Source organism: Devosia sp. LjRoot3, assembly GCF_964252865.1.
Lineage (GTDB): Bacteria > Pseudomonadota > Alphaproteobacteria > Rhizobiales > Devosiaceae > Devosia.
In genome coordinates, this window is record NZ_CAXUPK020000002.1 from 636,523 (window position 1) to 662,550 (window position 26,028).

The 26,028-nt window shown below is 63.2% G+C and carries 23 protein-coding genes; 15 read left to right on the plus strand and 8 right to left on the minus strand.

From position 1 onward, the window contains the following. The first annotated feature begins 100 nt into the window (after nucleotides 1–100). The 14 genes from ACSQ2A_RS10115 (at nucleotide 101) to ACSQ2A_RS10180 (ending at nucleotide 16,265) form a co-directional block, all read left to right on the plus strand. Complete coding sequence (locus tag ACSQ2A_RS10115) at nucleotides 101–2,008, plus strand: ABC transporter substrate-binding protein (protein WP_436072115.1); 1,908 nt, start codon at nucleotides 101–103, stop codon at nucleotides 2,006–2,008. Nucleotides 2,009–2,081: 73 nt separating this feature from the next. Then, complete coding sequence (locus tag ACSQ2A_RS10120) at nucleotides 2,082–3,086, plus strand: ABC transporter permease (protein WP_436072116.1); 1,005 nt, start codon at nucleotides 2,082–2,084, stop codon at nucleotides 3,084–3,086. 2 nt (nucleotides 3,087–3,088) lie between these two features. After that, nucleotides 3,089–3,946: an ABC transporter permease gene (locus tag ACSQ2A_RS10125; protein ID WP_436072117.1), complete on the plus strand. Its 858-nt coding sequence runs from the start codon at nucleotides 3,089–3,091 to the stop codon at nucleotides 3,944–3,946. Nucleotides 3,947–3,948: 2 nt separating this feature from the next. Next, nucleotides 3,949–4,974, plus strand: a complete 1,026-nt coding sequence (locus ACSQ2A_RS10130) for an ABC transporter ATP-binding protein (RefSeq protein WP_436072118.1) — start codon at nucleotides 3,949–3,951, stop codon at nucleotides 4,972–4,974. Then, entirely contained in the window at nucleotides 4,971–5,810 is an 840-nt protein-coding gene (locus ACSQ2A_RS10135) for an ABC transporter ATP-binding protein (RefSeq protein WP_436072119.1), read from the plus strand. The genes ACSQ2A_RS10130 and ACSQ2A_RS10135 overlap by 4 nt, the downstream gene beginning before the upstream one ends. A gap of 39 nt (nucleotides 5,811–5,849) precedes the next feature. Next, a complete protein-coding gene (locus ACSQ2A_RS10140; protein WP_436072120.1) occupies nucleotides 5,850–6,581 on the plus strand; it encodes an SDR family oxidoreductase in 732 nt (243 codons plus the stop codon). Nucleotides 6,582–6,591: 10 nt separating this feature from the next. After that, nucleotides 6,592–7,317 (plus strand): SDR family oxidoreductase, encoded by a 726-nt coding sequence (locus ACSQ2A_RS10145; RefSeq protein WP_436072121.1) that lies wholly within the window; start codon nucleotides 6,592–6,594, stop codon nucleotides 7,315–7,317. Between the two features lie 222 nt (nucleotides 7,318–7,539). Beyond that, a complete protein-coding gene (locus tag ACSQ2A_RS10150; protein WP_436072122.1) occupies nucleotides 7,540–8,883 on the plus strand; it encodes an extracellular solute-binding protein in 1,344 nt (447 codons plus the stop codon). Nucleotides 8,884–8,953: 70 nt separating this feature from the next. Next, on the plus strand, nucleotides 8,954–9,838 hold the full coding sequence (locus ACSQ2A_RS10155) for an ABC transporter permease subunit (protein WP_436072123.1): 885 nt from the start codon (nucleotides 8,954–8,956) through the stop codon (nucleotides 9,836–9,838). 10 nt (nucleotides 9,839–9,848) lie between these two features. Further along, nucleotides 9,849–10,766, plus strand: coding sequence for an ABC transporter permease subunit (locus tag ACSQ2A_RS10160; protein WP_436072124.1), 918 nt, complete (start codon nucleotides 9,849–9,851; stop codon nucleotides 10,764–10,766). A gap of 7 nt (nucleotides 10,767–10,773) precedes the next feature. Then, nucleotides 10,774–11,886, plus strand: coding sequence for an ABC transporter ATP-binding protein (locus tag ACSQ2A_RS10165; protein ID WP_436072125.1), 1,113 nt, complete (start codon nucleotides 10,774–10,776; stop codon nucleotides 11,884–11,886). Nucleotides 11,887–11,902: 16 nt separating this feature from the next. Further along, nucleotides 11,903–12,814 (plus strand): TIM barrel protein, encoded by a 912-nt coding sequence (locus ACSQ2A_RS10170; RefSeq protein WP_436072126.1) that lies wholly within the window; start codon nucleotides 11,903–11,905, stop codon nucleotides 12,812–12,814. Between the two features lie 256 nt (nucleotides 12,815–13,070). After that, a complete protein-coding gene (locus ACSQ2A_RS10175) occupies nucleotides 13,071–14,051 on the plus strand; it encodes a helix-turn-helix domain-containing protein (RefSeq protein WP_436072127.1) in 981 nt (326 codons plus the stop codon). A 135-nt stretch (nucleotides 14,052–14,186) separates the two neighbouring features. Beyond that, the gene (locus ACSQ2A_RS10180; RefSeq protein ID WP_436072128.1) at nucleotides 14,187–16,265 is read left to right on the plus strand and encodes an autotransporter domain-containing protein; all 2,079 of its coding nucleotides are present in this window, start codon (nucleotides 14,187–14,189) and stop codon (nucleotides 16,263–16,265) included. 19 nt (nucleotides 16,266–16,284) lie between these two features. On the opposite strand, the gene ACSQ2A_RS10185 is transcribed toward ACSQ2A_RS10180, so the two are convergent. From ACSQ2A_RS10185 to ACSQ2A_RS10220, 8 genes are all read right to left on the minus strand, one after another. Then, nucleotides 16,285–17,163, minus strand: coding sequence for a DMT family transporter (locus tag ACSQ2A_RS10185; RefSeq protein WP_436072129.1), 879 nt, complete (start codon nucleotides 17,161–17,163; stop codon nucleotides 16,285–16,287). Then, nucleotides 17,164–17,586 (minus strand): GNAT family N-acetyltransferase, encoded by a 423-nt coding sequence (locus ACSQ2A_RS10190; RefSeq protein WP_436072130.1) that lies wholly within the window; start codon nucleotides 17,584–17,586, stop codon nucleotides 17,164–17,166. It lies immediately after the preceding gene. 2 nt (nucleotides 17,587–17,588) lie between these two features. After that, nucleotides 17,589–18,713 carry an anhydro-N-acetylmuramic acid kinase gene (locus ACSQ2A_RS10195; protein WP_436072131.1) on the minus strand — a complete coding sequence of 375 codons (1,125 nt, stop codon included), beginning with the start codon at nucleotides 18,711–18,713 and terminating at the stop codon, nucleotides 17,589–17,591. Nucleotides 18,714–18,716: 3 nt separating this feature from the next. Continuing rightward, nucleotides 18,717–19,709, minus strand: a complete 993-nt coding sequence (locus tag ACSQ2A_RS10200) for a serine hydrolase domain-containing protein (RefSeq protein ID WP_436072132.1) — start codon at nucleotides 19,707–19,709, stop codon at nucleotides 18,717–18,719. Continuing rightward, nucleotides 19,706–21,436, minus strand: a complete 1,731-nt coding sequence (locus ACSQ2A_RS10205) for an ABC transporter ATP-binding protein (protein WP_436072133.1) — start codon at nucleotides 21,434–21,436, stop codon at nucleotides 19,706–19,708. Before ACSQ2A_RS10205 ends, ACSQ2A_RS10200 begins: the two co-directional genes overlap by 4 nt. After that, nucleotides 21,433–22,275: an ABC transporter permease gene (locus ACSQ2A_RS10210; protein WP_436072134.1), complete on the minus strand. Its 843-nt coding sequence runs from the start codon at nucleotides 22,273–22,275 to the stop codon at nucleotides 21,433–21,435. The genes ACSQ2A_RS10205 and ACSQ2A_RS10210 overlap by 4 nt, the downstream gene beginning before the upstream one ends. Continuing rightward, nucleotides 22,275–23,234, minus strand: a complete 960-nt coding sequence (locus ACSQ2A_RS10215) for an ABC transporter permease (RefSeq protein ID WP_436072135.1) — start codon at nucleotides 23,232–23,234, stop codon at nucleotides 22,275–22,277. The genes ACSQ2A_RS10210 and ACSQ2A_RS10215 overlap by 1 nt, the downstream gene beginning before the upstream one ends. Before the next feature lie 63 nt (nucleotides 23,235–23,297). Further along, nucleotides 23,298–24,815 (minus strand): ABC transporter substrate-binding protein, encoded by a 1,518-nt coding sequence (locus tag ACSQ2A_RS10220; protein ID WP_436072136.1) that lies wholly within the window; start codon nucleotides 24,813–24,815, stop codon nucleotides 23,298–23,300. Nucleotides 24,816–25,044: 229 nt separating this feature from the next. Here ACSQ2A_RS10220 and ACSQ2A_RS10225 point away from each other — a divergent pair, with 229 nt between their 5' ends. Then, on the plus strand, nucleotides 25,045–25,902 hold the full coding sequence (locus tag ACSQ2A_RS10225) for a MurR/RpiR family transcriptional regulator (protein WP_295415241.1): 858 nt from the start codon (nucleotides 25,045–25,047) through the stop codon (nucleotides 25,900–25,902). Nucleotides 25,903–26,028: the final 126 nt, after the last annotated feature.

Sequence of the window (26,028 nt, forward strand, 5' to 3'; positions counted from 1 at the left end):
CTAAGCGCGGCGCGGTTACGAGACGAGGGAGGCGACGTGCAGGGCCCTGTGGGCTCAGCGGGGTCGCTGTCCGCTTTTGCGGGCATCAGGAGGAACGACCATGCTATTCAAGAAGCTGGCTGCAGCCGCTCTTGCCATCGCCGCTATGGCGATGCCGGTTGCTGCCCAGGATTTCATCGCGGGTATCCCCCGCAACGAGGCGCTGATCATCCAGGGACCGGCGGCGCAGAATGCCGAATGGTTCAATCTCTGGGCGCCGGGCGGTGGTGCATCGACCAATGGCAACCAGCAGCTGACGGCCGATACGCTCTGGTGGATCAACCCGGAAGGCACGGGCGACGCGGCCTGGACCAATGCGCTGGCGGCGGACAAGCCGGTCTATAATGACGATTTCACGCAGATGACGGTGAAGCTCAAGGAAGGCATCTTCTGGAGCGATGGCGTCGAGTTCACGGCCGATGACGTCAAATATACGGTCGATACGCAGATCGCTCATCCCGGCATGGGGTGGAGCGCGCCGTTTACGGTGAACGTCGAGAGCGTTGAGGTTCCGGATCGCAATACGGTGGTCTTTAATCTCAAGGCGCCGAATTCGCGGTTCCATACGCTCTTTACGGTGCGCTGGAATGCGGCCTGGATCATGCCAAAGCATGTGTTCGAAACGGTCGATGATCCGCTGACTTATGCCGCCAATCCGCCGGTTTCGCTCTCGGCCTATGTGCTCCATAGCTATGACACGGCCGGCAACTGGGTGATCTGGAAGCTGCGCGATGACTGGCAGCGGACCTCCATTGGTCAGGGACTGACCGAGGCGCCGCAGGTGAAGTATGTGGTCTATCGCAATGCCGGTAATCCGGATGCGCGCGTCATCGAGCAGATGAACCACAATCTCGACGTGATCAACGACATCGCGCCCGAAGGCATGTTCACCATTGCCCGCGATGCGGCTGACACGACGGCCTACTGGTTCCCGGGCTTCCCGTTTGCGCATCCCGATCCGACGCTGCCATCGGTGCTGTTCAACCACCAGGTCGAGCCGTTCAACAACAAGGACGTGCGCTGGGCGCTGGCACTGATGATCGACATTCGCTCGGTCGCCATGGGTTCATATCGCGGTGCGGCGAACCTTGCGGCGCTCTCGACCCCGCCCACCGGCACGGCGATCACCGACTACTATCAGCCGATGCAGGAATGGCTCGCCAACTACGAGGTCAATACCGGCAAGCGGACGATAAAGCCTTATGACGCGACGACGGCCGAACAGATTGCGGCGCTGGTAAAACCCCAGTGGGGCGACCAGATCCCGTCTGATCCGACCCAGCTGAAAGCCATGTTCGGTGAAGGCTGGTGGAAGCAGGATCTCGCTGCGGCTGCCGAACTGCTGCAGAAGGCCGGCTTCACCAAGAGTGGCAATCAGTGGCTGAAGCCCGATGGCACCCCGTTCACCATCAAGCTGATGGTTGAAGGCGACGCCATCCCGACGCTGGCTCGTGCCGGTACGATCATCGCCCAGCAGTGGTCGATGGAAGGCATCCAGACGACGGTCGATGTGGCTGGGCCCACCAATGGCCAGCGCCTTGGCGGCGGCGACTATGAAGCGGCGATCTTTTGGACAGTCGAGACCTGGGGCGGTCACCCCGACCTCTCGTTCTTCCTTGAAAGCTATCACTCGGACTTCATCAAGCCCGCCGGGGAAGTGCAGCCGCCGCGCAATCTGACGCGCTGGCAGGATGAACGCCTCGACCAGATCATCGAAGCCAACCGTACTGTGGGCTTTGACGATCCCAAGGTGGTCGAACTCGGGATGGACTATCTCAAGCTCGCAGTCGAGGAGATGCCGTTCATTCCGCTGATGGCCTATAACAAGTTCGCGCCCTTCGACACGACCTATTGGACGGGTTACCCGAGCGCCGCGAACCCCTATGCCGCTTCGGGTCCGAACTGGAGCAACCTGCGCTACATGATCGTGGCGCTGGAAGCCAACCCGAACGCGCCGGCTGCGCAGTAAAGCCTAGTCGCGGGCGGGGGTGACAAACCCCGCCCGCACCTTCCGACACTCATTGTTCGAGAACGGGCCCAAGATGGACGGCTTTGCCAAATATCTCGTCCGGCGCTTCTTCCAGTTTTTCCTCGTGATCTTCCTGGGTGTGTCGCTGGCTTTCCTCATCACCAACCTCTCCCCGGTTGACCCGGTGGAACAGTCGGTTGCGCTGATGACCAATTTCGGCGCCACCGATCCGCGCTCAGTCGATCTGATGCGCTCGGCGCTCGAGGAGCTTTATGGGCTCCAGGGCACGATGCTCGATCAATATCTCTCCTTCTGGGGGCGCGTGTTGCGCGGCGATTTCGGGCCGTCGCTCTCGGCCTTCCCGACGCCGGTGATGTCGCTGATCATGGGCGCGCTGCCCTGGACGATTGGGCTGCTTACGCTGGCGCTTGTCATCACCTGGACGCTGGGCAATCTGCTTGGTGCGCTGGCGGGCTATTATCGCTCCAATGTGCTGCTCAAGCTGTCGGGCGCGGCGGTGATGGCTCTCCATCCGGTGCCGGCCTATATCATCGGCCTCGTGCTGCTGCTGGCCTTTGGCTTCATCTGGCCGGTGCTGCCGATTTCGGGCGGCGCGCAGATGAACCTGCAGCCCGGCTTTACCTTCGACTACATCCGCTCGCTGATCCTTCACGGCACTCTGCCGGCGCTGACGCTGGTGCTGGTGGGCATCGGTAGCTGGTTCATTTCCATGCGCTCGCTGGTGTCCAATATCGTCACCGATGACCACGTCGTTTATGCCGAGCTGGGCGGGGTCAACTCATCAAAGATCTTTTCCCAATATGTGGCGCGCAATGCGCTGCTGCCGCAGTTGACGGGCCTGGCGCTGAGCCTTGGCAATGTGTTCGGCGGGGCCGTGATCACCGAGTTCCTGTTCAACTATCCCGGTGTGGGGCGGCTGCTCATCCAGGGCATTTATCGCGGCGACTATTCGCTGGTGCTGGGGGTGACGACGATGTCGATCATCTCTGTCGCTGTGGCCGTGTTCATCATCGACCTTCTCTATCCGCTCATCGATCCGCGCGTGAGGCTGGGCTGACCATGTTCAAGATTCTACGCGACCTCTTGCGCTACAATATCGAATTCACCATCGGCTTTATCCTGACGCTGGCCATCTTCCTTTTCGCGCTGGCGCATTTCTGGGCGCCGCTGCCCGATACGGCCATCTATCTCCTGCCGCCTGACATGCCGCCTTCGGCAGAATACTGGTTCGGCACCACGTCGCGCGGTCAGGATGTGCTCTGGCAGATGAGTTCGGCCATCTGGAACACCATGCTGTTCGGGTTGAGCGTCACTATTCTGAGCCGCTTGTTCGCCGTCGCGGTGGGGATGATCTCGGGCTATCTCGGGGGCAAATGGGACGAGTTCCTGATGACGATCAACGACACCATGATCGCCCTGCCCAACATTCCCATTCTGCTGCTCGTCTATTTCGTCATGCGCGACCAGATGAGCTGGCCGATCCTGGCGCTGACGGCGGCGCTGCTGGGCTGGAACTATGATGCGCGGCTGATCCGCTCGGTGACGCTGAGCCTGAGGAACCGCGAATTTACCCGCCATGCGGTGTTTGCCGGCATGAGTGTGCCGCAAATCCTCGTGCGCCAGCATCTGCCCTATGTGATGCCCGTCATCTTCTTTACGGCGATGAACAATCTCATCTGGGCCATCGGGCTTGAGGTGACGCTATCGGTGCTCGGGTTTTCTGACATCAACCGGCCGACCATTGGCGGGATGATCTATTGGGCCAACCAGCACCAGGCCATCATTGCCGGTATCTGGTGGTGGATTGCCTTCCCGATCATTGCGGTGGTGCTGCTGTTCCTCGGGCTCTTCCTGCTCGCCATTTCGGTCAACGAATATATCGACCCCCGCAGTCGCCTTAGCCGGATGGGAGCGTAGCCATGCTTGCCGCAGTCGAAAACAAGCCGATCAGCGTTGAAGCCAAGCCGGTGCTGCGGGTGGAGGGTCTCAAGGCCTATTACCAGATGAACTATTTTGGCGTGCGCCGCGAAGTGCGGGCCGTCGACGATGTGAGCCTGACCATCAATCGCAATGAGATCTATGGGATTGCCGGGGAGTCATCCTCGGGCAAATCCTCGCTGATCAAGACCATTGCCGGGGCGATCACGCCGCCGCTGCGGGTGGTGGAAGGCTCGGTCAAATTCGATTTCGGGGGCAAGGAGCTGGATGTCTATGCCCAGCGCCCGGCGATGAAGGCGGCGCGGTGGAAGCACCTTTCCTATGTGATGCAGGGGTCGATGAATGTGCTGAACCCGGTGCGTAAGGTGAAGCATGCGTTTCATGACTTTGCCTTCAAGCATATGGGGCTTTCCGAGGGTGAGTTCCGGGCACGGGTGGAGAGCCATCTGCAGCGCATCGGGCTTGATCCGCGGGTGCTCGAAGCCTATCCGCACCAGCTTTCGGGCGGCATGCGGCAGCGACTGACCATCGGGCTCGCCACGGTATGCGAGCCGGAATTCATCATTGCCGATGAGCCGACGACGGCGCTCGACGTGCTGGTGCAGCAGGATGTGTTGGCGCTGATCAAGGGCGTGCAGCAGCGCATGGGCTCGTCGATCATCTTCGTGACGCATGACATGACGGTGCATGCGGCGATCGCCGATCGGATCGGGATTGTCTATGCCGGGCGGCTTGTCGAAGAGGGGCCGACGCTGGATGTGTTCCAGCATCCGCAGCATCCCTATACGAGCCATCTCATCGCCAGCTTGCCGCGGATAGGCGATACGCGAAAGCGTCAGGCATTGCCGGGTAAGCCGCCGAACCTGGCGGATCCACCGAGCGGGTGTCGTTTCCATCCGCGCTGCCCGCTGGCGGTGGACAAATGCAAGAGCGAGAACCCGCCCTTGCTGGCACGCAATAGTGGCCGTGTCGCCTGCTGGCGCGCCGGGGAGGTGGAGGCCGCATGACCGCGCTGCTCGAACTTTTGGACGTGAACAAGGACTATCGTGTCGGCGGCTTTCTCGACCGCTCTACGCTGCATGCGGTCAAGCATGTGAGTTTTGTGCTCGATGCCGAGAAGCCCGAAATCTTCACGGTGGTGGGGGAGTCAGGCAGCGGCAAGACGACGACGGCGCGCATGATCCTTGGCAATGAAACGCCGACCAGCGGCACGCTGCGCTTCATGGGCAAGGATATCGCCCAGGTGCGCACGCGCAAGGAGCGGCTCGAATTCATGTCGCGGGTGCAGCCGATTTTCCAGAACCCGTTCGAGGCCTTCAATCCGCTGACGACGCTCGACTATTATCTGTTCTCGACCGCACGGCGGTTTCTGGGGCTGAAGGACAAGGCGGCGGTGGAGGCGGCGACCGATAGATCGCTGCAGCATGTGGGCTTGTCGCTCGCCGAAGTGCGCGGGCGCTATTCGCATGAGCTTTCGGGCGGGCAGTTGCAGCGTATCGCGGTGGCGCGGGCGCTTATTCCAGGGCCGAAGCTGATCGTGGCGGATGAGCCGGTTTCGATGGTCGATGCTTCGCTGCGCATGTCCATCGTGAACCTGTTCCGGGAGCTGCGCGATACGCTGGGTGTGTCGATCATCTACATCACGCACGATCTTTCGACGGCCTACTACATTTCGGATCGCGTCATAATCATGCACAAAGGAGATGTGGTGGAGGCGGGGCGCGCCGAGGATGTGCTCGGCAATCCGACCCACGAATATTCCCGTGCCCTGAGGAGCGCGGTGCTGCCGCCGGATCCCGTCGTTGCCAGCGCGATTATTCGCGAGAAGCTGCGGGCGGTTTAGCGCCGGGACCACGCCGGGCCGTATTGTTTGGAGGAAATTGTGGCTGAATCCCTGGAAGGCAAGATTGCCGTCATCACCGGAGCTGCGTCCGGCATTGGGCTGGCGAGCACCAAGGCGCTGCTTGGCGAGGGCGCGACGGTGGTGATGGTGGACTGGAACCGGGAGGGGCTGGAGCAGCTTGCCGGGAGCCTTGGGGAGCGGGCCATTCCGCAGGTGACGAACCTGCTCGATGCGGAGAGTTGCAATGCAATGGTGCCGGAAATCCTCAAAAACGTGCCGCATATCGACATTCTCTACTGCAATGCCGGCACCTATATCGGCGGCGACCTGACCGAGACGACGCCGGAGGCGATCGACCGGATGCTCAATCTCAACGTCAATGCCGTGATGAAGAATGTGCACGCCGTGGCGCCGCACATGATCGCGCGGAAGACCGGCGATATCGTCGTTACCTGTTCGATTGCGGGGCATTTCCCGACGTATTGGGAGCCGGTCTATTCGGGCTCGAAATGGGCGATCACCAGCTTTGTGCAGGGCATGCGGCGGCAGATGGTGCCGCATGGGGTGCGGGTGTCGCAGGTGTCGCCGGGGCCGGTGGTTTCGGCGCTGTTGGCCGACTGGCCGGAGGAAAACCTGCGCAAGGCCAAGGAAAGCGGCAGCCTGATGGATCCGGAAGAGGTGGCGGATGCGGTGGTCTATATGCTCACGCGAAAACGTAGCGTGACGATCCGCGACATGATCGTGCTGCCGAGCAATTTTGATCGTGTCTGAGAGGGGCCAGATGTCGTTTTCGGGCAAGACGGTCATTGTCACCGGGGCGGGCAAGGGGATTGGCCGGGCCTGTGCGCAGGTGCTGGCGGCGCGGGGTGCAGAGGTCGTGGCGCTGAGCCGGACGGTGGCTGATCTTGAGAGCCTCCATACTGAGATCGGGTGCCGGACGGTGGTGGTCGATCTCATCGATCCCAAGGCGGCGCGGGCGGCTATGGCGGAGGCGGGGACTTGCGATTTCCTCGTCAACAGCGCCGGGATCAATGTGCTCGAAAGCGTCCTGGACATGACCGAGGCGGGCTATGAGGCGGTGCTGGGGATCAACCTTCGGGCCGCGCTGATTACCTGCCAGGAGTTTGCGCGGCGGCGTGTCGAGGCCGGTGGGGGTGGCGCGATCGTCAATATCACCTCCATTGCCGGGCATCGCGGTTTTCAGGATCACTTGGCCTATGCGGCGTCCAAGGCTGGGCTCGAGGGGGCGAGCCGGGTGCTCGCCAAGGAACTGGGGCCGCATGGCATTCGGGTCAATTGCGTGGCGCCGACGATCACGCTGACCGAGCTTGCGGCGGTGGCCTGGAGCGATCCGAAGAAGAGCGAGCCGATGATGGTTCGTCATCCGCTTCAGAGGTTTGCGCTGGCGGAAGAAGTGGCGCACAGCGTTGCAATGTTGCTCTCGGACGACAGCGCCATGGTCTCGGGAGCGGTGCTGCCGATCGATGGTGGCTTCCTCTCCGTCTGACGTGATTTAGTGCCGATTTCTTAGCGTCGCCGGAGTGTAACCGGCGGCGTCCTTTGGCCTGTGACACCGTGTGCGCCGGGCCCTGTCATCGATCCTCCTCCGATCCTTCGTCAATCCGACACGCAGTCTTAGTCAAAGCGCCATGGCTTTGAGAACGACCTGTCATGCGGGGCGCCTAGGAGTTCGCCCGCCAAACGGCCTTAAATTCGGAGACAGGCTAAAATGACTAGCATCCGGCTGCTCAGTGCAGCGTCCACGATCGCAGTGCTTTCCATCGCAGCTGCTGCACCTGCCATGGCCCAGACCAAGTTCGAATTCTGGTATGGCCTTTCCGGCGACCTTTCCGAGCGCGTGCAGGACATGTGCAAGGGCTTCAACGAATCTCAGGCCGACTATGAGATCGTGTGCGTCAGCCAGGAAAACTACGACAACACCCTGCAGAACACGATCGCTGCCTACCGCGCCAACAAGCAGCCGACCGTCACCCAGATCTTCGACGCCGGTACGCTCGACCTGATGCTCTCGGGCGCCTATATGCCGATCCGCGAACTGATGTCGTCGAACGGCTACGAAATCGACTGGAACAACTACCTCTCCGGTATCGCTTCCTACTTCTCGACCTCGACCGGCGAAATGCTGTCGCTGCCGTTCAACAACTCGACCGCCGTCATCTATTACAACACCGACGCGCTGGCCAAGGTTGGCTTTGAAGGCACGCCCAAGACCTGGGAAGAAGTCGAAACCGTCGCCCGCGCCATGAAGGACGCCGGCTATGAATGCCCGATCGCCTTCGATCCGTCGGGCGCCTGGCAGTGGTTCGAACAGTTCTCTGCCATCCACAACCAGCCGATCGCCACCAAGGGCAATGGCTTTGGCGGTCTCGATGCCGAAATGGTCGTGAGCCAGGGCAAGTTCGTGGACCAGCTGACCTGGATCAAGAAGATGTACGATGAAGGCATCATCGTTCATAAGTCCAAGGACGCCGGCGAAACTGCCAACGACGCCTTCGTCAACGGCAAGTGCCAGATCACCTCGTCCTCGATCGCCGACCACGGCACCTTTGGCAAGCAGGCTGCCGAGGGCGTGCACTGGACCAATGCCATGCTCCCGATGTGGTCGGATACCGAACGCACCAACTCGCTGGTTGGCGGCGCTTCGCTCTGGACCCTCAAGGGCAAGTCGGAAGAGGAATACAAGGGAGCTGCCGCGTTCTTCAACTACCTCGCCCAGCCCGAGCAGGCCCAGACCTGGTCAACCATCACCGGCTATGTCCCGGTCACCATGGCCGGCTTTGAAGCCATGAAGGCCAACGGCTTCTATAACGAAGCCCCGTACAAGGGCCGTGAACTGGCTGTTGAATCACTGACCTTCACCCCGCCGACCGAGAACAGCCGCGGTATCCGCCTCGGCAACTATGCCTCGATCCGTCAGGAAATGGTCAAGACCATGCAGGACGTGCTGTTCAACAACGCTCCGGTTCTCGAAACCCTCCAGGCGTTCGACGCCAAGGGCAACGAAATCCTGCGTCGCTTCGAACAGACCTACAAGGGCGCCCAGCTCCCCTGATCGTCTGATCTGATCGCACGGACGGCCACAGTGCCGTCCGTGCTTTCTCTTTTTTCCTCTGGAGACAGCGATGGAACGACGCGCCTTTTACCGCAACCCGGTGCTGCCCTGGCTTCTGATTGGCCCGCAGCTCCTGCTGGTTCTGGTGTTTTTCTACTGGCCCACTTCGCAGGCCCTCTATTGGGCGTTGACGCTCGAACAGCCCTGGGGCGGCGGCAATAGCTGGGTGTGGCTCGACAATTTCATCGCCATTTTCCGCGACCGCGAATATTGGGCGACCGTGGCGCGCAGCGCGTTCTATGCGATCTGCACGACGGGCCTTTCGATGGCCGTGGCGCTATTTCTCGCCTGTTTCGTCGATCGCTCGCTCAAGGGCACGAAGCTTTTCCAGTCGGTCTATGTCTGGCCCTATGCCATTGCGGCGCCGGCAGCCGGCGTTGCCTTCCGCTTCATCTTCGCCCCGCAATCCGGCATCATCGGCTCGATCAACCAGATCTGGCCGGGCATCTGGGACCCGTCCACCAACGGCGTGCATGCGCTGGCGATGGTCATCATCTGTCACGCCTGGCTCGGCATCGGCTACAATTTCATCTTCTTCCTTGCGGCCCTGCAGATGATCCCGCGCTCGATCACCGAGGCCGGGGCCATGGACGGCGCGCGTCCGGTGCGGCGCATGTTCGACCTGCAGCTGCCGCTGATTGCGCCGACCGTGTTCTTCCTCCTGATCATGAACCTGATCTCGAGCTTTACCGACAGTTTTGGCCTCATCGACACGATGACCGAAGGCGGTCCGGTCGGCTCGACTGAAGTCATGGTCTACAAGATCTATTTCGACGGGTTCAAAGGCCTCGACTATTCGGGCGCCGCTGCCCAGTCGATCGTCCTGATGTTCCTCGTCATCGCGCTCACTTTCGTCCAGTTCAAATGGGTCGAAAAGCGCGTCCACTACAATTGAGGGCGCAGAGATGATCGAACGTTCGCCTGTCTTCAACATCTTCACCTATGCCGCCATGATCCTCGGGCTGCTGGTGGTGCTGGTGCCCTTCTGGATCGTCATCGTGGCCGGCAGCCAGTCGCTGCAGGAAGTGAGCCGCGTGCCCATCGTGCTCTGGCCGTCTTCCCACCTTTGGGAAAACATCCAGGCCGCTTGGGCCCGCGCCGACCTCGGCCCGAAGATGATCAACAGCCTGATCGTCGCGTCCGGCGTCACCTTTGGCAAGATCGTGCTCGCCTCGATCTCGGCCTTTGCGATCGTGTTCTTCGATTTTCGGGCACGCATGGTCTGCTTCTGGATGATCTTCATCACCCTGATGCTGCCGCTCGAAGTGCGTATTGTGCCGACCTATGCGATCGCGGCCAATGCTTTGCTGCCGTTCCAGGTCGTACTCGACACGCTGGGGATTACCGGCCTTGTGCAGACCCTTTCGAGTGTCCGCATCGGCCTCGAATGGAACCTCCTCAATTCGTACACCGGTCTCATCCTGCCGCTGGTCGCCACGGCGACGGGCACCTTCCTCTATCGTCAGTTCTTCATGACTATTCCCGATGAACTGATCGAGGCTTCGAAGATGGACGGGGCGAGCCCGGTGCGTTTCTTCTTCGACGTGCTGCTGCCGCTCTCGCGCACTAATATGCTGGCGCTTGCCACCATCATGTTCGTGTCGAGCTGGAACCAGTATCTCTGGCCGCTACTGATCACCACAGACCGCACCAATTACGGCACCGTGGTGATGCAGCTCAAGGCGCTGATCCCGACCCAGAACGGTACGCCCGACTGGAACGTCACCATGGCCGGCGCCCTCATCATCATGCTTCCGCCACTGCTCATCGTTGCACTCATGCAGCGCTGGTTCGTGCGCGGCCTCATCACCCGAGACAAGTGAGACTTTCATGGCTGCGATCAGCTTTTCCGGCGTCAAGAAGCGCTACCAGAAGAATGACGTCATCCATGGCGTCGACGTTGAAATCGAGGCCGGCGAATTCGTCGTCATCCTCGGACCATCGGGCTGCGGCAAATCCACTTTGCTGCGCATGATTGCCGGGCTCGAAGAGATTTCCGAAGGCACGATTGCCATCGATGGCAAGGTGGTCAACGAGCTCGAGCCGCGCGAGCGCGGCTGCGCCATGGTGTTCCAGAACTATGCGCTCTATCCGCATATGAGCGTGCGCCAGAATATCGGCTATGCGCTCAAGGTCGCCGGTATGCCCAAGGCGGAACGCGAAGCAAAGGTGCTCAAGGTGGCGAAATCCGTCAGCCTTGAACCCTATCTCGACCGCAAGCCGGGCGAGCTCTCGGGTGGTCAGCGCCAGCGCGTCGCCATGGCCCGCGCCATGGTGCGTGAGCCCAAGGTTTTTCTCTTTGACGAGCCCTTTTCCAATCTCGATGCGAAGCTGCGTGTTGCCATGCGTGCCGAGGTTCGGAACCTCCATCGCAGCCTCGGGGTCACCTCGGTGTTCGTGACGCACGACCAGACCGAGGCGATGACTTTGGCCGACCGGCTGATCGTGATGAATTCGGGTTTTGTCGAGCAGGTTGGCAAACCTTCCGAGGTCTATCACCACCCGGCGAGCCTTTTTGTCGCTGACTTCATCGGTTCTCCGGCAATGAACCTGGTGCGCGGCTTCTTTGGTGAGGACGGCTATTTCCGCCACGGCAAGGGCGGCATGGTGAACCTGCCGGGTCTCGCCAAGGCGCATCTGAGCCGCGAAGTGTCCATCGGCATTCGTCCCGAACTGGTCCGCCGCGTCGACGCCGGCCACAAGGACGCCATTGCGGCCGTGGTCGACTACACCGAAGAGCTCGGCGCCTCGCGCCTGGTCTATGCCCGCGCTGATGGCAGCCCGATCATTGCCGTCGATAGCGGCAATGATGCGCTGGGCACCGGCATGCCGGTGCACTTCGCGCTGAGCGAAAGCGACATTCACGTCTTCGACCACAGCAATGGCCGCCGGGTCGACCACAATGGTCGTCCGGTTCGCGCCACCGATTCCGTTTCTGCCTGATCCCAAGGAGGCCCCAATGGGCAATATCATCGGCACCGGCTTCAATGTCGGCTCTACCGACGGCGAATTTTCGAGCTTTCACGAAGACCTGCGCGCCCTGGCGGAAATGGGCGTCGATACGGTCGAGCTGGGCCTGACCAGCCTCGACCTGATCTCGGGTGGTCGCATCATTCCCGAGCGCGCCGAGCGTCTCGTTGCCATCACCAGCCAGTTCGATTTCCGCTACACGGTGCATGGCCTGGTTTCGTCCAACTTCATGGACCCGGTGACTCAGCGCTACCAGCTCGATGCCGCCAAGGCGCTGGTGGAAGTCTGCGACTGCGTCAATGCGCGCGTGCTGGTGCAGCATGGCGGGTGCCTGCGCGCCGACCAGATCGCCGAACGTGCCGGCGCCGATGAGCGGGAACGCGAAGCCCTGACGGAACTCGCTGATTTCGCTCGCCCCTATGGCGTGCGCATTGCGCTCGAAAACATCTTTACCACTGAACTCGGCCAGTATCGTCAGACGCCGAAGGAAGTCGCCGAGACGGTCAAGGCGGTCAACCACTCGCAGGTTGTGGCGCTGATCGATTTCAGCCACGCTTATCTCGAAGCGACCTATCGCGGCCTCGACTTTTTCAGCGAAATCGCCGCCATGGCGCCGGTCGCGGGGCACCTGCATGTGCATGACAGCTTTGGCCGTCCGCAGGGTTTTTACAAGCCCTATCACCCGCAGGAAAACACGGCGATGGGGATCGGTGATCTGCACATGCCGCTCGGCTGGGGCGATATTGATTGGGATCGGATTTTCTCCGAACTGACCTTCCTGCCCGATACGGTGCTGATGATGGAAATCGGCCGCCGCTATCGTGCGGAGCAGCCGGAAAGCCTGCGTCTCGCTCGTGCGCTCGCTGGTCTCGACGGTCAGGCGCTGGAAGCGGCGCAGTAAGCGGTTCGTCTTCGCCAGCGCGGGACATGACAATAGATGGGCGTCGGCCATGTGCCGGCGCCCATTTGCTTTGGGGAGCTGGCGTTTTCGTGGCGATCCGCGCCCAAAGGCCGGTTTTGCGGGGCGCGAAGGAACCTGATAAAGCAGGGATTGCCTGCAATGGCGCACTACTTGCGGCACGATCGCACCATATGGGGATGCTTGCCGGGCCAGTGCGGGCTCAGTAATCGAGGCGCAAATGCTCAAGGGAGAGAGTATGTCGCCGTCCACGCTGGGCTCGGTCGAGCTCTGGTCGCGTAGTGCCGAGGATAGCTCTGCCGAGCATCGCTTTGCCGGCACCGGCCACGAGACCTTCGAAAATGGGCCATTCTCGGGCTTCATGGACATGCGCGCCCTGCGCGAGGGACTCTATGTCTATCGCATCCAGGGGCATGCCCGGCACGCCTATCGGCTCGCTTCGGGGCAGCCGGCGGTCGAGGGCACGCTGATCCTGGGGTGCATGCTCGACGGGGTCGGCACGTTTGGGGCGCGGGGCGGCATGAGCCAGACCTGGCGCGAAAGCGGCGCGCTCTATGTCGTTGATCCCACCACGGACCACGTTCTCTACGACCTTCAGCCCGACCGGGCCTGGCAGCTGGTGGCGGTGCGTATCGAAATCGAAGCTCTCGCCCAGGGCACGGACCGGGCGGCGACCGAGGTGCTGGCAGCGGTTCGCGCCGGGCAGGACCGGGCCTTCGCCCATTCCCTGCCGCTCGACAGACCCCTGCGCGCCAGCGCGCAGGCGCTGATGACGCCCATCTATTCGGGGCGCATGGCGATGCTGCATGCCGAGGCGCGTACGCTCGAGCTGCTGGCGCTGCAACTGGACCGATTGGCGGGGCGGGCCGATTGGGTGAGCCTGACGGCGGGCGAACGGATCCGGCTTGGTCAGGCGCGTGATGCCTTGCTCGCGGACCTGCGCGAGCCGCCGAGCCTTACGGCGCTGGCGGGCGTGGCGCGGATGAGCGAACGCCGGCTCAACTTTGGCTTCCGGACGCTGTTCGGCAGCACGGCCTTTGAATTGCTGCGCGATGCCCGGCTCGATCTGGCGCGCACACTCCTGGCCGAAGTGCCCGACGTGCCGCTCAAGCAGGTCGCCTTCCGCATTGGCTATGCCGATGCCTCGAACTTCGTCAAAGCCTATCGGCGCCGCTTCGGGGTCACCCCCGGCCTTGACCGGCGGCTGCGCGCCGACTGAGCGCAGGAGCGCCAATGGTGCGCGCCGCCAAAAATGGTGCGCGCCGGGCGGCCAGATTGTTCCGCCATTTTGCCCTCGCTACCCCTCCCTGATCTGCCGCGCCTTGGAGCCGCGGCGCATGGAACAGGGTAGGTCATGCAGTTTGTAGTTTCTTACCGCGCCGGTTCTCGTCGGCTGGCGGTTGGCCTGACATTGACGACGGCATTGGTATCGGGCGGTCCGGCGCTGGCCGCGGGTGAGTTCATCGATCTTGGCTGGATTCCGGGCGAGGTCCGTTCTTCGGAGGCTTATGGTGTCAACGGCACCGGTACGATCGCGGTGGGCACATCGGTCGATGCGGCCGCCCATTCGCAGGCGGTGCGCTGGGACGCCAATGGCGACTTGATCTTGCTCGGCACGCTGGGCGGCCGCAGCAGCTATGCCACCGGCGTGTCGCTCGATGGCCGGCGCATAGTCGGCACGGCGCTCAATGCGGCGGACGAATATCGGGCCTTTCTCTGGACCGAGGGCACCGGCATCCGCGATATCGGCACGCTGGGAGGCAGTTTCAGCCAGGGGCTTGGTATTTCGGCCGATGGCGGACGGGTGGTCGGCGAGTCTGCCAATGGCGTCGAAGCGCGTCAGCCCTTCCTCTTTATCGATGGGGCCACGACTGGTGTCGCCGGCAATATCGAAATGTTTGCGCTGGGCCTGACGCCCGGCGGGCTCACTGGCTCGGCCCAGGCGATTTCGCGCAATGGCAGTTTTGCCACCGGCTATGTCTGGGGCCAGCATGATGGTCAGGCGACCATCTGGGCTCTCGATGGGGTGGAGGGCGGGTCCTCGCCGGTTACCGGCATCGGTACGCTGGGCGGGATTCATGCCGAGGGGCTGGGGATCAGCAATGATGGCAGGATCGTCGCGGGCCTTTCCTATGATGGCAACAATGACTATCGCGCCTTCCGCTGGGTGGACGGCGAGGGCATGAGCGACCTCGGCACGCTGGGCGGGAGCGAAGCCCGGGCCTTTGCGCTTTCCGCGGATGGCAGCGTGGTGGTTGGTTCGGCCCATGACGAGGACGAAATCAATCAGGCCTTCCGCTGGACCGAGGCGACGCAGATGCAATCGGTCTCGGACTGGCTTGCGGCGGCCGGGGTCGACATGACCGATCTCAACCTCACCAGTGCGGCAGGTGTGTCCGACACCGGCGATGTCGTTGTGGGCACGATGCGGTCGCCCGAGGGCGATGATCTGGCCTATCTCGCGCGGGTGTCTGGGGAGCATGCCGGTGTCGTCGACATGGCGGCCTATACGTCGACGCTCTATCAGGCCGGCCAGATCGCCTATGCCGGTCAACACCTGAGCTGGACGCCGATGACCGGCGCGCATCATCGCAGCCTGATGGACTATCCCGTTGGCGGCAATGGCGGCGTTTGCGGGTGGAGCATGGGCGATGTCGCGCGCTATTCCAGCGGCGGACGCGATGGGACGATCGGGCTGGTGGAAGCCGGTATCTGCGGCGATTTTGCCGACAATCAGGTCCGCGCCGGGTTGGGCCTTGGCACCAGCCATGGGCGTCAGGCCCTACCGCTGGGTGGCTCGGCAGCTCTGGATGGTCGCTACGTGGTGGGCGAGATCGACTATCGGCCTTCCGATACCGACTTCATTCTCTCGCTCACCGGCATTTATGGTGCCTGGTCGGCGAATTTTGCGCGCGCCTATGCCAATGGGGCGGGCGTCGACCTGTCTTCGGGCTCGACGGATGTGCAGACGGCGCTGGTGCGTGCCAAGGCGGAATGGCGCGATGCGGCGACGCTGGGCGCGACCAGTTTCACGCCCTGGGGTTCCTTTACCCTGGGCACCACTCATACTGGCGCCTTTATCGAAACCGGCGGGGGTTTTCCGGCGCAGTTCAATGCGCAGACCCAAACCGCCATTGAGGGGCGGCTGGGGGTGACCGCTACGACGGCGCTCGGGACGGAGACCACGCTCAAGACGACGTTCGAGGCGGTGCATCGGTTCGACAGCACGGGGGGCGCCGTGTCGGGCTCGGTGCCGGGTGCCTTTGCCTTTGATCTGCCGGCGACGGCGCATGGGCAGACCTGGGTTCGCGCGGGCCTCGATGTCGACCAGAAGCTGGGGCAGAACGCGGTTTTGAGCGTGTCGCTGCATGGCGCGACCATGGGCCAGGATGGCGATATTTCCGGTGCGCTCGGCTTGCATGCGGGCTTCTAGAAGGCCGGGCGGTGCATCCTCAGCTTGCCGGCTGCGGCTCGACGGCGCGGCGGGAGTTGAGGATGCAGGCGGCGATGATGAGGCTGCCGCCTATCCAGAGTTGCGGGCCGGGGACCTCGGAAAAGAAGAAGAAGCCGAGGAGGCCGGCCCAGATGAGGGCGGTGTAGTCGAGCACGGCGAAGACGCTGACCGGTAGGCGGCGGAGGCCGTTGATCAGCAGCAGGAAACCGACGGCGCCGAGAAGGCCGATGAGCGTGCCGAGGCCGGCGATTTTCGGCGTGATTTCGGGCCAGGCGCCGAGGGCGAGCGGGAAGGAGAGGATGGCCGCGATGAGGGATTGGCCCATGGTCATGGCGGCAGGGTCTTCGCGGCTGGAATGGTGCTTTAGGAGCGCGACGACGATTGCGTAGGTGAGTGGGGCGAGGAGGGCGGCGGCCCAGGCAATGGCGTCGCCATTGGCGGAGGCGAAGGGGTTGGTCTGGCCGGCGAAGATGATGGTGGCTGAGCCCGCGGCGCCGAGGCCGAGAGCGAGCCAGGCGCCGGGGCCGATCTTTTCGTGAAAGAAGATGGCGCCGAGAAGGGTGACGTAGACAGGGGCGGTCATGCCGAGGGCGGCGACGACGGCCAACGGCAGGTGGGTGACGGCGTAGAAGAAGAGTGATGCCGTGACGACGAGGAGCGCGGCGCGCTGGGCCTGGCGGCCGAGGTCTTCGCGCTTGGGCCAGGAGGCGCCGGTTAGGGCGATCCAGAGGACCAGCCAGAGGGCGGCGCCGAGATAGCGCAGGAAGACGACCTGAAAGGTGGTGAGGTCCGCGCCGAGCGCCTTGGCGACCGCATCCATGCAGCACATCAGGACGATGCCGGAGGCGCAGAAAAGCATGCCGCTGAGGGATTTCACCTAGAGATCCTTTGACAGGAAGCTGCGGGTACGGCCCGGGGGGAAATTCGGGAGCGTGCCGAAGACCGTGTAGCCGGCCTTTTGGTAGACGTGCAGGGCATGGGGATTGAAGGTGTCGATATAGGCGCCGTGGCAGCCGCGTTGGCGGGCTTCCTGTTCGGCGCTTTCCAGCATTTGCCCGGCCAGGCTTTGGCCGCGCTGGTCTTCTTCGACCCAGAGCCATTGCACATAAAGCCAACCCCAGGCGGTGTAGCCGGAAATGCCGGCCACAAGCTCGCCGTCGCTATCATGCACCAGGATGGCCAGCGGGCGCCGTTCGGCGGGGCCGACATCGGCCTCATTGAAACTCGTCAGGCCCTTGCCGATCCTGTCGAGATCGTCGGGGGCAGGTGTTTCCGTGACCTCCATGGAGAGGATGGACATTGTCAGGCCGCCAATTCGCCGCCGGTGAGCGGATGGGGTGCGCCGGTGGTGGTTGGGAAGCTGATAGGGAGGCCGCGGAGGACGCGGACGGCGAGGAAAGCGAAGCACTCGGCCTCGATGGCGTCGCCGCGCCAGCCGACGACTTCTGCCGGGACAGCCTCGACGCCGGCGCGGGTTTTGAGCATGGCCATGATTGCCGGATTGTGCCGGCCGCCGCCGCAGACGACGAGTTTTTCGGGGCGCTGGGGTAGGAGGTCGAGGGCTTTGCCGACGGCGCCGCAGGTGAAGGCGGTGAGGGTGGCCGCGCCATCATCGGCGCCGAGGCCATCGGCCATGGTGGAGAGGAAGTCGAAGCGGTCGAGGGATTTGGGATAGGCGGCGCTGAGGTAGCGGTGGGTCAGCAGCTTTGCGAGGCGCTCTTCGTCGACTGTGCCGCGGAGAGCCATCTCGCCATTGTGGTCCATGTCGCCGAGGCCGAGGCTTTTGACGAAATCGTTGATCGGAGCATTGGCGGGGCCGGTGTCGAAGGCGATGAGCTGGTCCCGCCCATCCCAGAAGGTGACATTGGCGACGCCGCCGAGATTGAGCACGGCGGTCTTGCCGTCGGTGGCGCCGATCTTCTTGAGAAGGGCCTGGTGGTAGAGGGCGGCGAGGGGCGCGCCCTGGCCACCGGCGCGGACGTCGGCGGAGCGGAAATCATAGGCGACGGGGATGCCGAGGATGTCATGCATCAGCTTGCCATTGCCGAGCTGGCGGGTGGCGCCGATGCGGCCGGGTTGGGGCGCGCGGTGGAGCACGGACTGGCCGTGGAAGCCGACGATGCCGATGTCTTCGTTTTTGAGGCCCGCGTCTTTCACCAAGGCGGCGACCGCGGCGGATTGGGCGCGGGTGAGGGCGTCTTCGGCTTCAGCGAAGATGGCCGGCTCGGGGCCTTCGAAGGCCCAGGTGCGGGCCTGGGACAGGGTTTCTTCGAGCTGGTCGCGGATCGATTGGGGATAGGGCGCGAGGGTATAGGCGCCGAAGCTTTCGACGGTTTCGCCGTCCGTGCGGAGGAGGGCGACGTCGATATTGCCGTCGAGCACCGTGCCGGTCATGAGGCCAACGGCCCAGATTGGTTCAAAGGTCATTTGCTACTCGGCGTTGATGCGGTCGCCCACGGCCCGGCGCAGCGCAAAAATGCCGCTGTCGAAATGGCGGGTGGGGTGGACGCGATTGGTAAGGAGGGTCCAGGCGTGGCCGCGGGCAAAATCTATCCAGATGCCAGTGCCGGTAAAGCCTGTATGGCCGATGGTTTCGGCGGTGCAGTTGTCGCCACCGGACCAGCCGTCATAGGGGCGTTCCCAGCCATGGGTGCGGCGGGCGCTGAGGGGGGTGCGGATCAGGGCGTCGGGGCCGGCATTGGTGAGTTTGTTGCCAGCGAAGTCGAGCATGGAATGAACGGTGCCGAAGAGCCCGGCATTGCCGGCGCCTTGAAGGGCCGAGCAGTTGTCGTCGTGGACTTCGCCGACGAGGACGCGGTGGCGCCAGTAGCAGAGTTCGGTGGCGGCGGCGTTTTGCGGATCGGCGGACCAGGCGAAGCCGGGGCCGGGATCCTGCTCGCGCAGCCATTTGCCGTGGATGCGTTCGAGGGCAAAGCCGAGCAGGATGAAATTGATGTCGGAATAGACGGCCGGGCCGGCGGGGAAATCGTGCTGCAGCAGGAAGGTGCGCAGGAGGTCCGGGTCGCGACCATAGGTGTAGAGCGGGAAGACGGCCGGGAATGGCGTCTGGTGGCCGAGGCACTGGCGGAAGGTGATCTTCCGCTCCCAATTGTCGAGATTGTAGTGGCGGTAGTCCGGCAGGATGGTCGTCAGCGGCGCGTCGAGGTCGATAGTGCCGGCCTCGGCGAGAGCGAGGATGCGCTCGGTGGTGAAGGCGACCTTGCTAATCGAGGCGAGGTCGAACCAGGTGTCTTCGGTCATCGGCCGGCTGGTGGGAACGGTCTGGGCGGAGCCGATGGCGCGGGTGGCGCGGTTGCCGTCGCGATCGATGACGCCGAGGACGCCGCCGGGGATGCGGCCGGATGCGATGGCTTGTTCGAGGGCGGGGAAGGCCCGCTCCAGCATGTCTTGCGGCTTGCTCATTTGGTTTCTTCGATGCGGACGCGGTGATCCCGCCCCGCGGTGCGCCAATTGGCTGGGGGCGGTTCATAGCCGGCGGGGCGGACGAGGGAGGGAACCTGGGTGGCGTCGACGGCAAAGTGCTGGCGACGGCGCTCGACGGCGGGAACGGCCGAGATCAGGCGCTTGGTGTAGCTGTGCTGCGGGTCGGAGAGGACCGCGCGGGCTTCGCCGATCTCGACGATCTGGCCGGCATACATGACGGCGATGCGATGGGCGATGCGTTCGACGACGGCCATGTCGTGCGAGATGAAGAGATAGGCGAGGCTGAATTCGCGCTGGAGATCGACGAGGAGATCGAGGACGCGGGCCTGGACCGAAACGTCGAGGGCGGAGACGGCTTCGTCGAGCACAACGACGTCGGGATTGAGCATCAGGACGCGGGCGATGCAGAGGCGCTGGCGCTGGCCGCCGGAAAACTGGTGGGGGTAGCGGTTGAGCACGTCGGCCGGGAGGCCGACGCGATCGAGCAGGAACCGCATGCGGGTACGCAGGGTGTCGTCGAGTTTCTGGCCGTTGGCTATGGCGGGCTCGGCCATCAGGGCTTCGACATTGAGGCGCGGATTGAGCGACGCGAAGGGGTCCTGGAACACCATCTGTATGGGGCGGCGCGAGCGGCCGGCCTTGGCGGCGATGGCGCCTCGGTGTTTCTCCACGAGGCCCAGAATGGCGCGGGCGGTGGTGGATTTGCCGGAGCCGCTTTCGCCGACGATGGCGAGGGTTTCGCCGGGCATGAGATCGAAGCTGACGCCATCGACGGCATGGATGGCGCCCTTGGGCCTGAAGAGGCCCTTCTTCACTTGGAAGCGAACAACGAGGTCGTCCACCTTGATGATGGGTTCGCTGGTGGGGGTGCGCTCACTGTCGGAGCGGACGGCTTTGCCGGAGGTGAAGTGCGGGACGGCATTGAGCAGGTGCTTGGTGTAGTCGTGCTGGGGATTGTTGAGCACGGCATCGGTCGTGTTCTGCTCGACGGCAAGGCCGTGCTGCATGACCATGATGCGGTCGGCAATGCCGGCGACGAGGCCGATGTCGTGGGTGATGAAGATCATCGACATGCCGGTTTCGGCGCGCAGTTCGGCCAGCAGCGCCATGATCTGGGCCTGCACGGTGACGTCGAGCGCGGTGGTCGGCTCGTCGGCGATGAGGAGACGCGGGCTGCTGGCGAGGGCCATGGCGATCATGACGCGCTGGCGCATGCCGCCCGAGAGCTGGTGTGGGTAATAGGCGAGGCGCGATTTGGCGTCGGGGATGCGGACGCGTTCGAGCACGTCCAGAGCGGCGCGCTCAGCTTCAGCGCCGTGGAGGCCGCGGTTTAGTTTGAAAGCTTCCTCGATCTGGGCGCCGACGGTGTGCACCGGATTGAGCGAGGTCATCGGCTCCTGAAAGATCATGCCGACATCGCGGCCGCGAATGGTGCGGAGGACCTTTTCGTCTGCCTTGGCGACATCGAGGGTGGAGCCATCGCTGCGTTGCAGCAGGATGGAGCCATTGGTGATGCGACCGCCGCCGAAATCGACGAGGCGATTGACCGAGAGGGCGGTGACGGATTTGCCCGAGCCGCTTTCGCCGACGATGGCGAGGGTTTCGCCGGCTGCGAGGTCGAAGCTGACGCCCTTCACCACTTCATTGGCGGCAGGGTTTTGGCCGAAGCCGACGCGGAGGTCGCGGACGGAAAGGAGAGGGGTCATGCTTCTCTCCTCTGGGTGCGGGGGTCGAGAATGTCGCGCAGGGCGTCGCCGGTGAGGTTGAAGCCGAGAATGCCGAGCATGATGGTCAGGGCCGGGAAGATCATCAGCCAGGGGGCCTGGGTCATGAGGTTCTTGCTTTCGGCCAGCATGAGTCCGAGCGAGGGGGTGGGCGGCTGAGTGCCGAGGCCGAGGAAGGAGAGGCCGGCTTCGGTGAGGAGAGCCCAGGCGAGAGCGAGGGTGACCTGAACGGCGAGCGGGGCGACGAGATTGAGCAGCAGGTGGTGGCTCAGGATATAGGGCTGGGAGCTGCCGAAGGTGCGGGCGGCGTCGACGAAATCGCGCTGTTTCAGCGACAGGGCCGGGCCGCGGACGACGCGGGCGAAGATGGGCGTATAGACGATGGCGATGGCGGCGACGCTGGTCGAGGTGCCGGGGCCGACAATGGCGATGATGAGGAGGGCGAGGAGGATGGCCGGGAAGGCCAGCAACACGTCCATGATGCGCATCAGGATGCCGTCCCACAGGGTGCCCCACCAGGCGGCGAGGAGGCCGATGATGGTGCCGAAGAGGGTGGCGAGGCCAACCGAACAGAAGGCGATGATCATCGACTGCTTGATGCCGACCATGAGGCGGCTGAAGGTGTCGCGACCAAGGAGATCGGTGCCGAACCAATAGGTGGCGTTGGGTGGCTTCAATCGATCGATGGCGAAGAGTTTTAGCGGGTCATGCGGGGTGAGGCCGACGACGCCGAGCAGGGCTGCGATCAGGTAGAGCGAGATGATGGCGAGGCCAATGCGCCCGGAGGGGTGACGCAGGAAGGCGCGGAGGAGCTTTGGCATCAGCGGCCCCCGATCCGGATGCGCGGATCGAGCGCGACATAGGCGAGGTCGACGAGCAAATTCACAAGCAAGAAGTTGAAGGCGATGAAGAGGACGGTGCCTTGGACGAGCGCGTAATCGCGCTGGGTGATGGCATCGAGGACGAGGCGGCCGAGGCCGGGCAGGGCAAAGATCTGTTCGACGATAACGGCGCCGCCGAGGAGATAGCCGAATTCGACGCCGGAGAGCGTCACCACCGGAATGAGCGCATTGGGCAGCGCGTGGCGCCAGACGACGCTGCGCTGGGAGGCGCCCTTGGAGCGGGCGGTGCGGATATAATCGTCGCTGAGGACATCGAGCATGGCCGAGCGCGAAATGCGGGTGACCGAGGCGGCGAAGGCAAAGCCGAGGGTGATGGCCGGGAAAATCAGCTGGCCGATGCTGGCGAGCGGGTCGACCGTCAGCGGCGTGAACGTGCCCATGGCGGGGACGAAGCCGAAAAAGACCGAGAGGACATAGATGATGAGGACGCCGATGACGAAGCTCGGCGTCGACTGGCCGAGCATGGCGAGCATGCGGACGATCAGGTCGCTGGGGCGCTCGTTGCGGGTGGCGGCGAAGACGCCGAGGGGCACGCCGATGCTGAGGGAGATCACCATCGACATCAGCGCCAATTGCAGGGTCAGCGGGAAGCGCTCGAGTATGATCGAGAGGACCGGCTTGCCATAGATGGACGAAATGCCGAGATCGCCCTGGAAGAGGCCGGAGAGCCAGCGCAGGTATTGCGACCAGATGGGCTGATCGATGCCGAAATAGGCAGCGAGGGCGGCGCGTTGATCGGGGGTGAGAAGGCCCGCTTCAGTGCCGAGCATGGCGGTGATGGCGTCGCCGGGGACGAGGCGGATCGAGACGAAGACGAGAACCGAAACCCCGAGCAGGATCAGTGGGAACGTCAGGAGGCGTTGCACCACATAATTCATCGAACGCCTTCTCCTGGATAAAACGGGACCGGCCCGTGGGCCAGCCCCGAACTTAATTGAAAATTACTGGATTGAAACTTCGGTGAGACCGAACAGCGTGCCGGTCGGCGAGGGGACGAAGCCCGAAACCGTCTTGAGCTGAGCGGTGTAGCCATAGCCGGTCGAGAGCCACAGCCACGGGGACTGTTCGACGAGGTGGTTTTCGAACTTGTGGAAGATTTCGACGCGCTTGGCCGGATCGGTTTCGGCCTGGCCTTCACGCATCAGGGTGTCGAGCGTGTCGTCCACGAAGTTGGAAACCTTCAGGAGGTTGCCGTCCTTGGTGAAGTAGCGGTTGTACATCGGGAACGGGTCCGGCCGGCCGCCATTCTGGGCCACGGCCATGTCGAAATTGCCGGCGAGCCAGGTGTCGACATAGACGTTGAGTTCCATCATCTCGATCTCGAGATTGATGCCGATTTCGGCCAGCTGAGCCTGAAGCACCTGAGCTTCGGAGGCGGCAACCGGGGGCTCGCCGGTGGCGGCGATGACCTTGGCGGTGAAGCCGGAAACGCCCGATTCAGCCATGAGCTGCTTGGCCTTTTCGAGGTCCTGCTCATAGCAGAAGAGCGAATTCGGATCCTGGGCGAAGGCGGGCATGGTCAGGGGGCCGGTCACCTGGCCTTCGCCGGCGAGGGCTGCGTCGACGATTTCCTGGCGGTTGATGGCGCAGGACATGGCCTGACGAACCTTCAGGTTGTCCATGGGCGGACGCGAAGGATTGAGCTGGAGCACGTTATAGGCAAGGCCGGGAACGCGGTTGAGCTGCAGATTGGCTTCGTTGGGTACCATGGTGGCAACGAGCGGATCGTTGAGCAGGGCGAAATCGGTCTGGCCGGCGCGGAGCGAGGCGAGGATCGCGGTTTCGTCGGGCAGGACCGAAATGGTGATGCCGTCGATAGCAATATCGCCGCCGGCCCAATCGGGGTTGGCGCTCAGGACTTCGCGGGAATTGGGTTCCCAGCTATCGAGCTTGAAGGGGCCGGAGCCGACGGTTTCGGTGCCGATCTTGCCGGCTTCGATTTCGCTGGCCGGAACGATGGCGGCATTGATAGTCGCCATGGCGACAAGAATCGGCACGTCGGCTGTCTTGAGATTGAACACGACGGTTTCGGCGTCGGGGGTCTCGATCGTGTCGATCGAGAGGAAGTTCGAGCGCGCCACGGCGGCGGTTTCTTCATTGAGAATACGCTCGAACGAAGCCTTTACGTCGGCGGGGGTGACCTGGGTGCCGTTGGTGAACTTGGCGTTGGGGTCGAGCTTGAAGGTCAGCGTCTTGGCGTCGGGCGCAAATTCCCAGCTGGCAGCGATTGCCGGAATGACGTTGAGCTCGGGGTCAAGGCGCACCAGCGGCTCATAGATCAGTTCGAGCAGGCGAATGGACGGGAAGGCCGGCTGCGTGTGCGGGTCGAGACCCGTTGCGTCCTGGCTCCAGGCCATGCGCAGCGTCGCGGCTTCCGCCGGCAGCGCAAAGGCAACCGTGGACAGCGCCGTGGCAATGGCGAGCCCGGTCACGAGCTTGCGAGTATTAGTCCAGTTCATCTTATTCCCTCCTTGCTGTCGGCCTTTGCAGAAAAGGCCAATCTCCTGAAGTGCACTGCTGCTCCAACCCGAAGGGTTGCCCTGTCGGCGGCAATGGTTCGTGACAAGCCTATGAAGTCGCGCCAGCCTGTGTCAACGAGTTTCAGAAAATTGCATTTTTGTGAAATATTGTTTCAGTTTCGGGCTGGTTCGAGGTAGGGTGATTGCCGCGTGGCGAGCATGAGGGAGCGTGATTTTGGGAATTCAGTCGAGCATTGAAGCTTCGTCGGCAAAATTCACGCCGGCCATGCAGCGGGTGGCCAGTGTCATCAGCGATACGCCGAGCCTGGTGCTCGACAAGACGATCTATGAGCTGGCTGAAACCTGCCAGACATCGGTGGCTTCGGTGGTGCGCTTTTGCCAGATGCTGGGGCTTTCGGGCTATGCGCAATTGCGCATGTCGCTGGCGACGGAACTGGGCAAGGAGACGGCGCAGTATGGGTCGAACCTGATCCTTGGGGCGGAGATCGCCAAGTCGGACACGCTGCGCGAGATGGCGTCAAAAGTCGCCTCGCTTGAAATGCTGGCCATCGACGAGACGGTTTCGGGGCTCGATTATGAAGCACTGGAGCGGGTGGTCGCGGCGCTCGACAAGGCGCAGAGGATTTTGCTGTTCGGCATCGGGGCCAGCCAGTTCGTGGCGCAGGATCTGCATCACAAGCTGTTTCGGATCGGGCGCAATGCGTTTTTGCTGGCTGATCCGCATGAGGCCTGGACGGCGGCATTGCTGTCGCCGCCGGGGACGGTGGCTTTTGGGTTTTCGCACTCCGGGGAGACGGCTGATACGGTCCGTTACATCGAGATTGCGCGGCAGGCGGGGGCGCTGACCATTGCGTTGACGGGATCGCCGGATTCACCGCTGGCGCGTGCGGCAGAGGAGTGCCTGGTCAGCCGGGCGCGGGAGAGCCGGTTGCGGGCGGGGGCCATGGTCAGCCGCATCGCGCAGCTGGCTATTGTGGATTGTTTGTTTTTGGGCGTGGCCAATCAGCGTTACGAGCAGACGGTTGATGCGCTGCAGCGGACGCGGGATGTTACGCATCCGCGGTAGGGTCGCATGCTTCCGTGCGCACTGGCTGTCATCCCGGCCTTGAGCCGGGATCCAACCTGAGATCTCAAGATGGGCCCCGGCCTTCGCCGGGGTGATAGCCGAGCGGGTGGGGGCTTTGACTGGTTG

Bases quoted from the DNA above. Each gene is read 5' to 3' on its own strand.
- ACSQ2A_RS10115 (WP_436072115.1), top strand. From the start codon at position 101: ATGCTATTCAAGAAGCTGGCTGCAGCCGCTCTTGCCATCGCCGCTATG.
- ACSQ2A_RS10120 (WP_436072116.1), top strand. From the start codon at position 2,082: ATGGACGGCTTTGCCAAATATCTCGTCCGGCGCTTCTTCCAGTTTTTC.
- ACSQ2A_RS10125 (WP_436072117.1), top strand. From the start codon at position 3,089: ATGTTCAAGATTCTACGCGACCTCTTGCGCTACAATATCGAATTCACC.
- ACSQ2A_RS10130 (WP_436072118.1), top strand. From the start codon at position 3,949: ATGCTTGCCGCAGTCGAAAACAAGCCGATCAGCGTTGAAGCCAAGCCG.
- ACSQ2A_RS10135 (WP_436072119.1), top strand. From the start codon at position 4,971: ATGACCGCGCTGCTCGAACTTTTGGACGTGAACAAGGACTATCGTGTC.
- ACSQ2A_RS10145 (WP_436072121.1), top strand. From the start codon at position 6,592: ATGTCGTTTTCGGGCAAGACGGTCATTGTCACCGGGGCGGGCAAGGGG.
- ACSQ2A_RS10150 (WP_436072122.1), top strand. From the start codon at position 7,540: ATGACTAGCATCCGGCTGCTCAGTGCAGCGTCCACGATCGCAGTGCTT.
- ACSQ2A_RS10155 (WP_436072123.1), top strand. From the start codon at position 8,954: ATGGAACGACGCGCCTTTTACCGCAACCCGGTGCTGCCCTGGCTTCTG.
- ACSQ2A_RS10160 (WP_436072124.1), top strand. From the start codon at position 9,849: ATGATCGAACGTTCGCCTGTCTTCAACATCTTCACCTATGCCGCCATG.
- ACSQ2A_RS10165 (WP_436072125.1), top strand. From the start codon at position 10,774: ATGGCTGCGATCAGCTTTTCCGGCGTCAAGAAGCGCTACCAGAAGAAT.
- ACSQ2A_RS10170 (WP_436072126.1), top strand. From the start codon at position 11,903: ATGGGCAATATCATCGGCACCGGCTTCAATGTCGGCTCTACCGACGGC.
- ACSQ2A_RS10175 (WP_436072127.1), top strand. From the start codon at position 13,071: ATGTCGCCGTCCACGCTGGGCTCGGTCGAGCTCTGGTCGCGTAGTGCC.
- ACSQ2A_RS10180 (WP_436072128.1), top strand. From the start codon at position 14,187: ATGCAGTTTGTAGTTTCTTACCGCGCCGGTTCTCGTCGGCTGGCGGTT.
- ACSQ2A_RS10190 (WP_436072130.1), bottom strand. From the start codon at position 17,586: ATGTCCATCCTCTCCATGGAGGTCACGGAAACACCTGCCCCCGACGAT.
- ACSQ2A_RS10195 (WP_436072131.1), bottom strand. From the start codon at position 18,713: ATGACCTTTGAACCAATCTGGGCCGTTGGCCTCATGACCGGCACGGTG.
- ACSQ2A_RS10200 (WP_436072132.1), bottom strand. From the start codon at position 19,709: ATGAGCAAGCCGCAAGACATGCTGGAGCGGGCCTTCCCCGCCCTCGAA.
- ACSQ2A_RS10205 (WP_436072133.1), bottom strand. From the start codon at position 21,436: ATGACCCCTCTCCTTTCCGTCCGCGACCTCCGCGTCGGCTTCGGCCAA.
- ACSQ2A_RS10210 (WP_436072134.1), bottom strand. From the start codon at position 22,275: ATGCCAAAGCTCCTCCGCGCCTTCCTGCGTCACCCCTCCGGGCGCATT.
- ACSQ2A_RS10215 (WP_436072135.1), bottom strand. From the start codon at position 23,234: ATGAATTATGTGGTGCAACGCCTCCTGACGTTCCCACTGATCCTGCTC.
- ACSQ2A_RS10220 (WP_436072136.1), bottom strand. From the start codon at position 24,815: ATGAACTGGACTAATACTCGCAAGCTCGTGACCGGGCTCGCCATTGCC.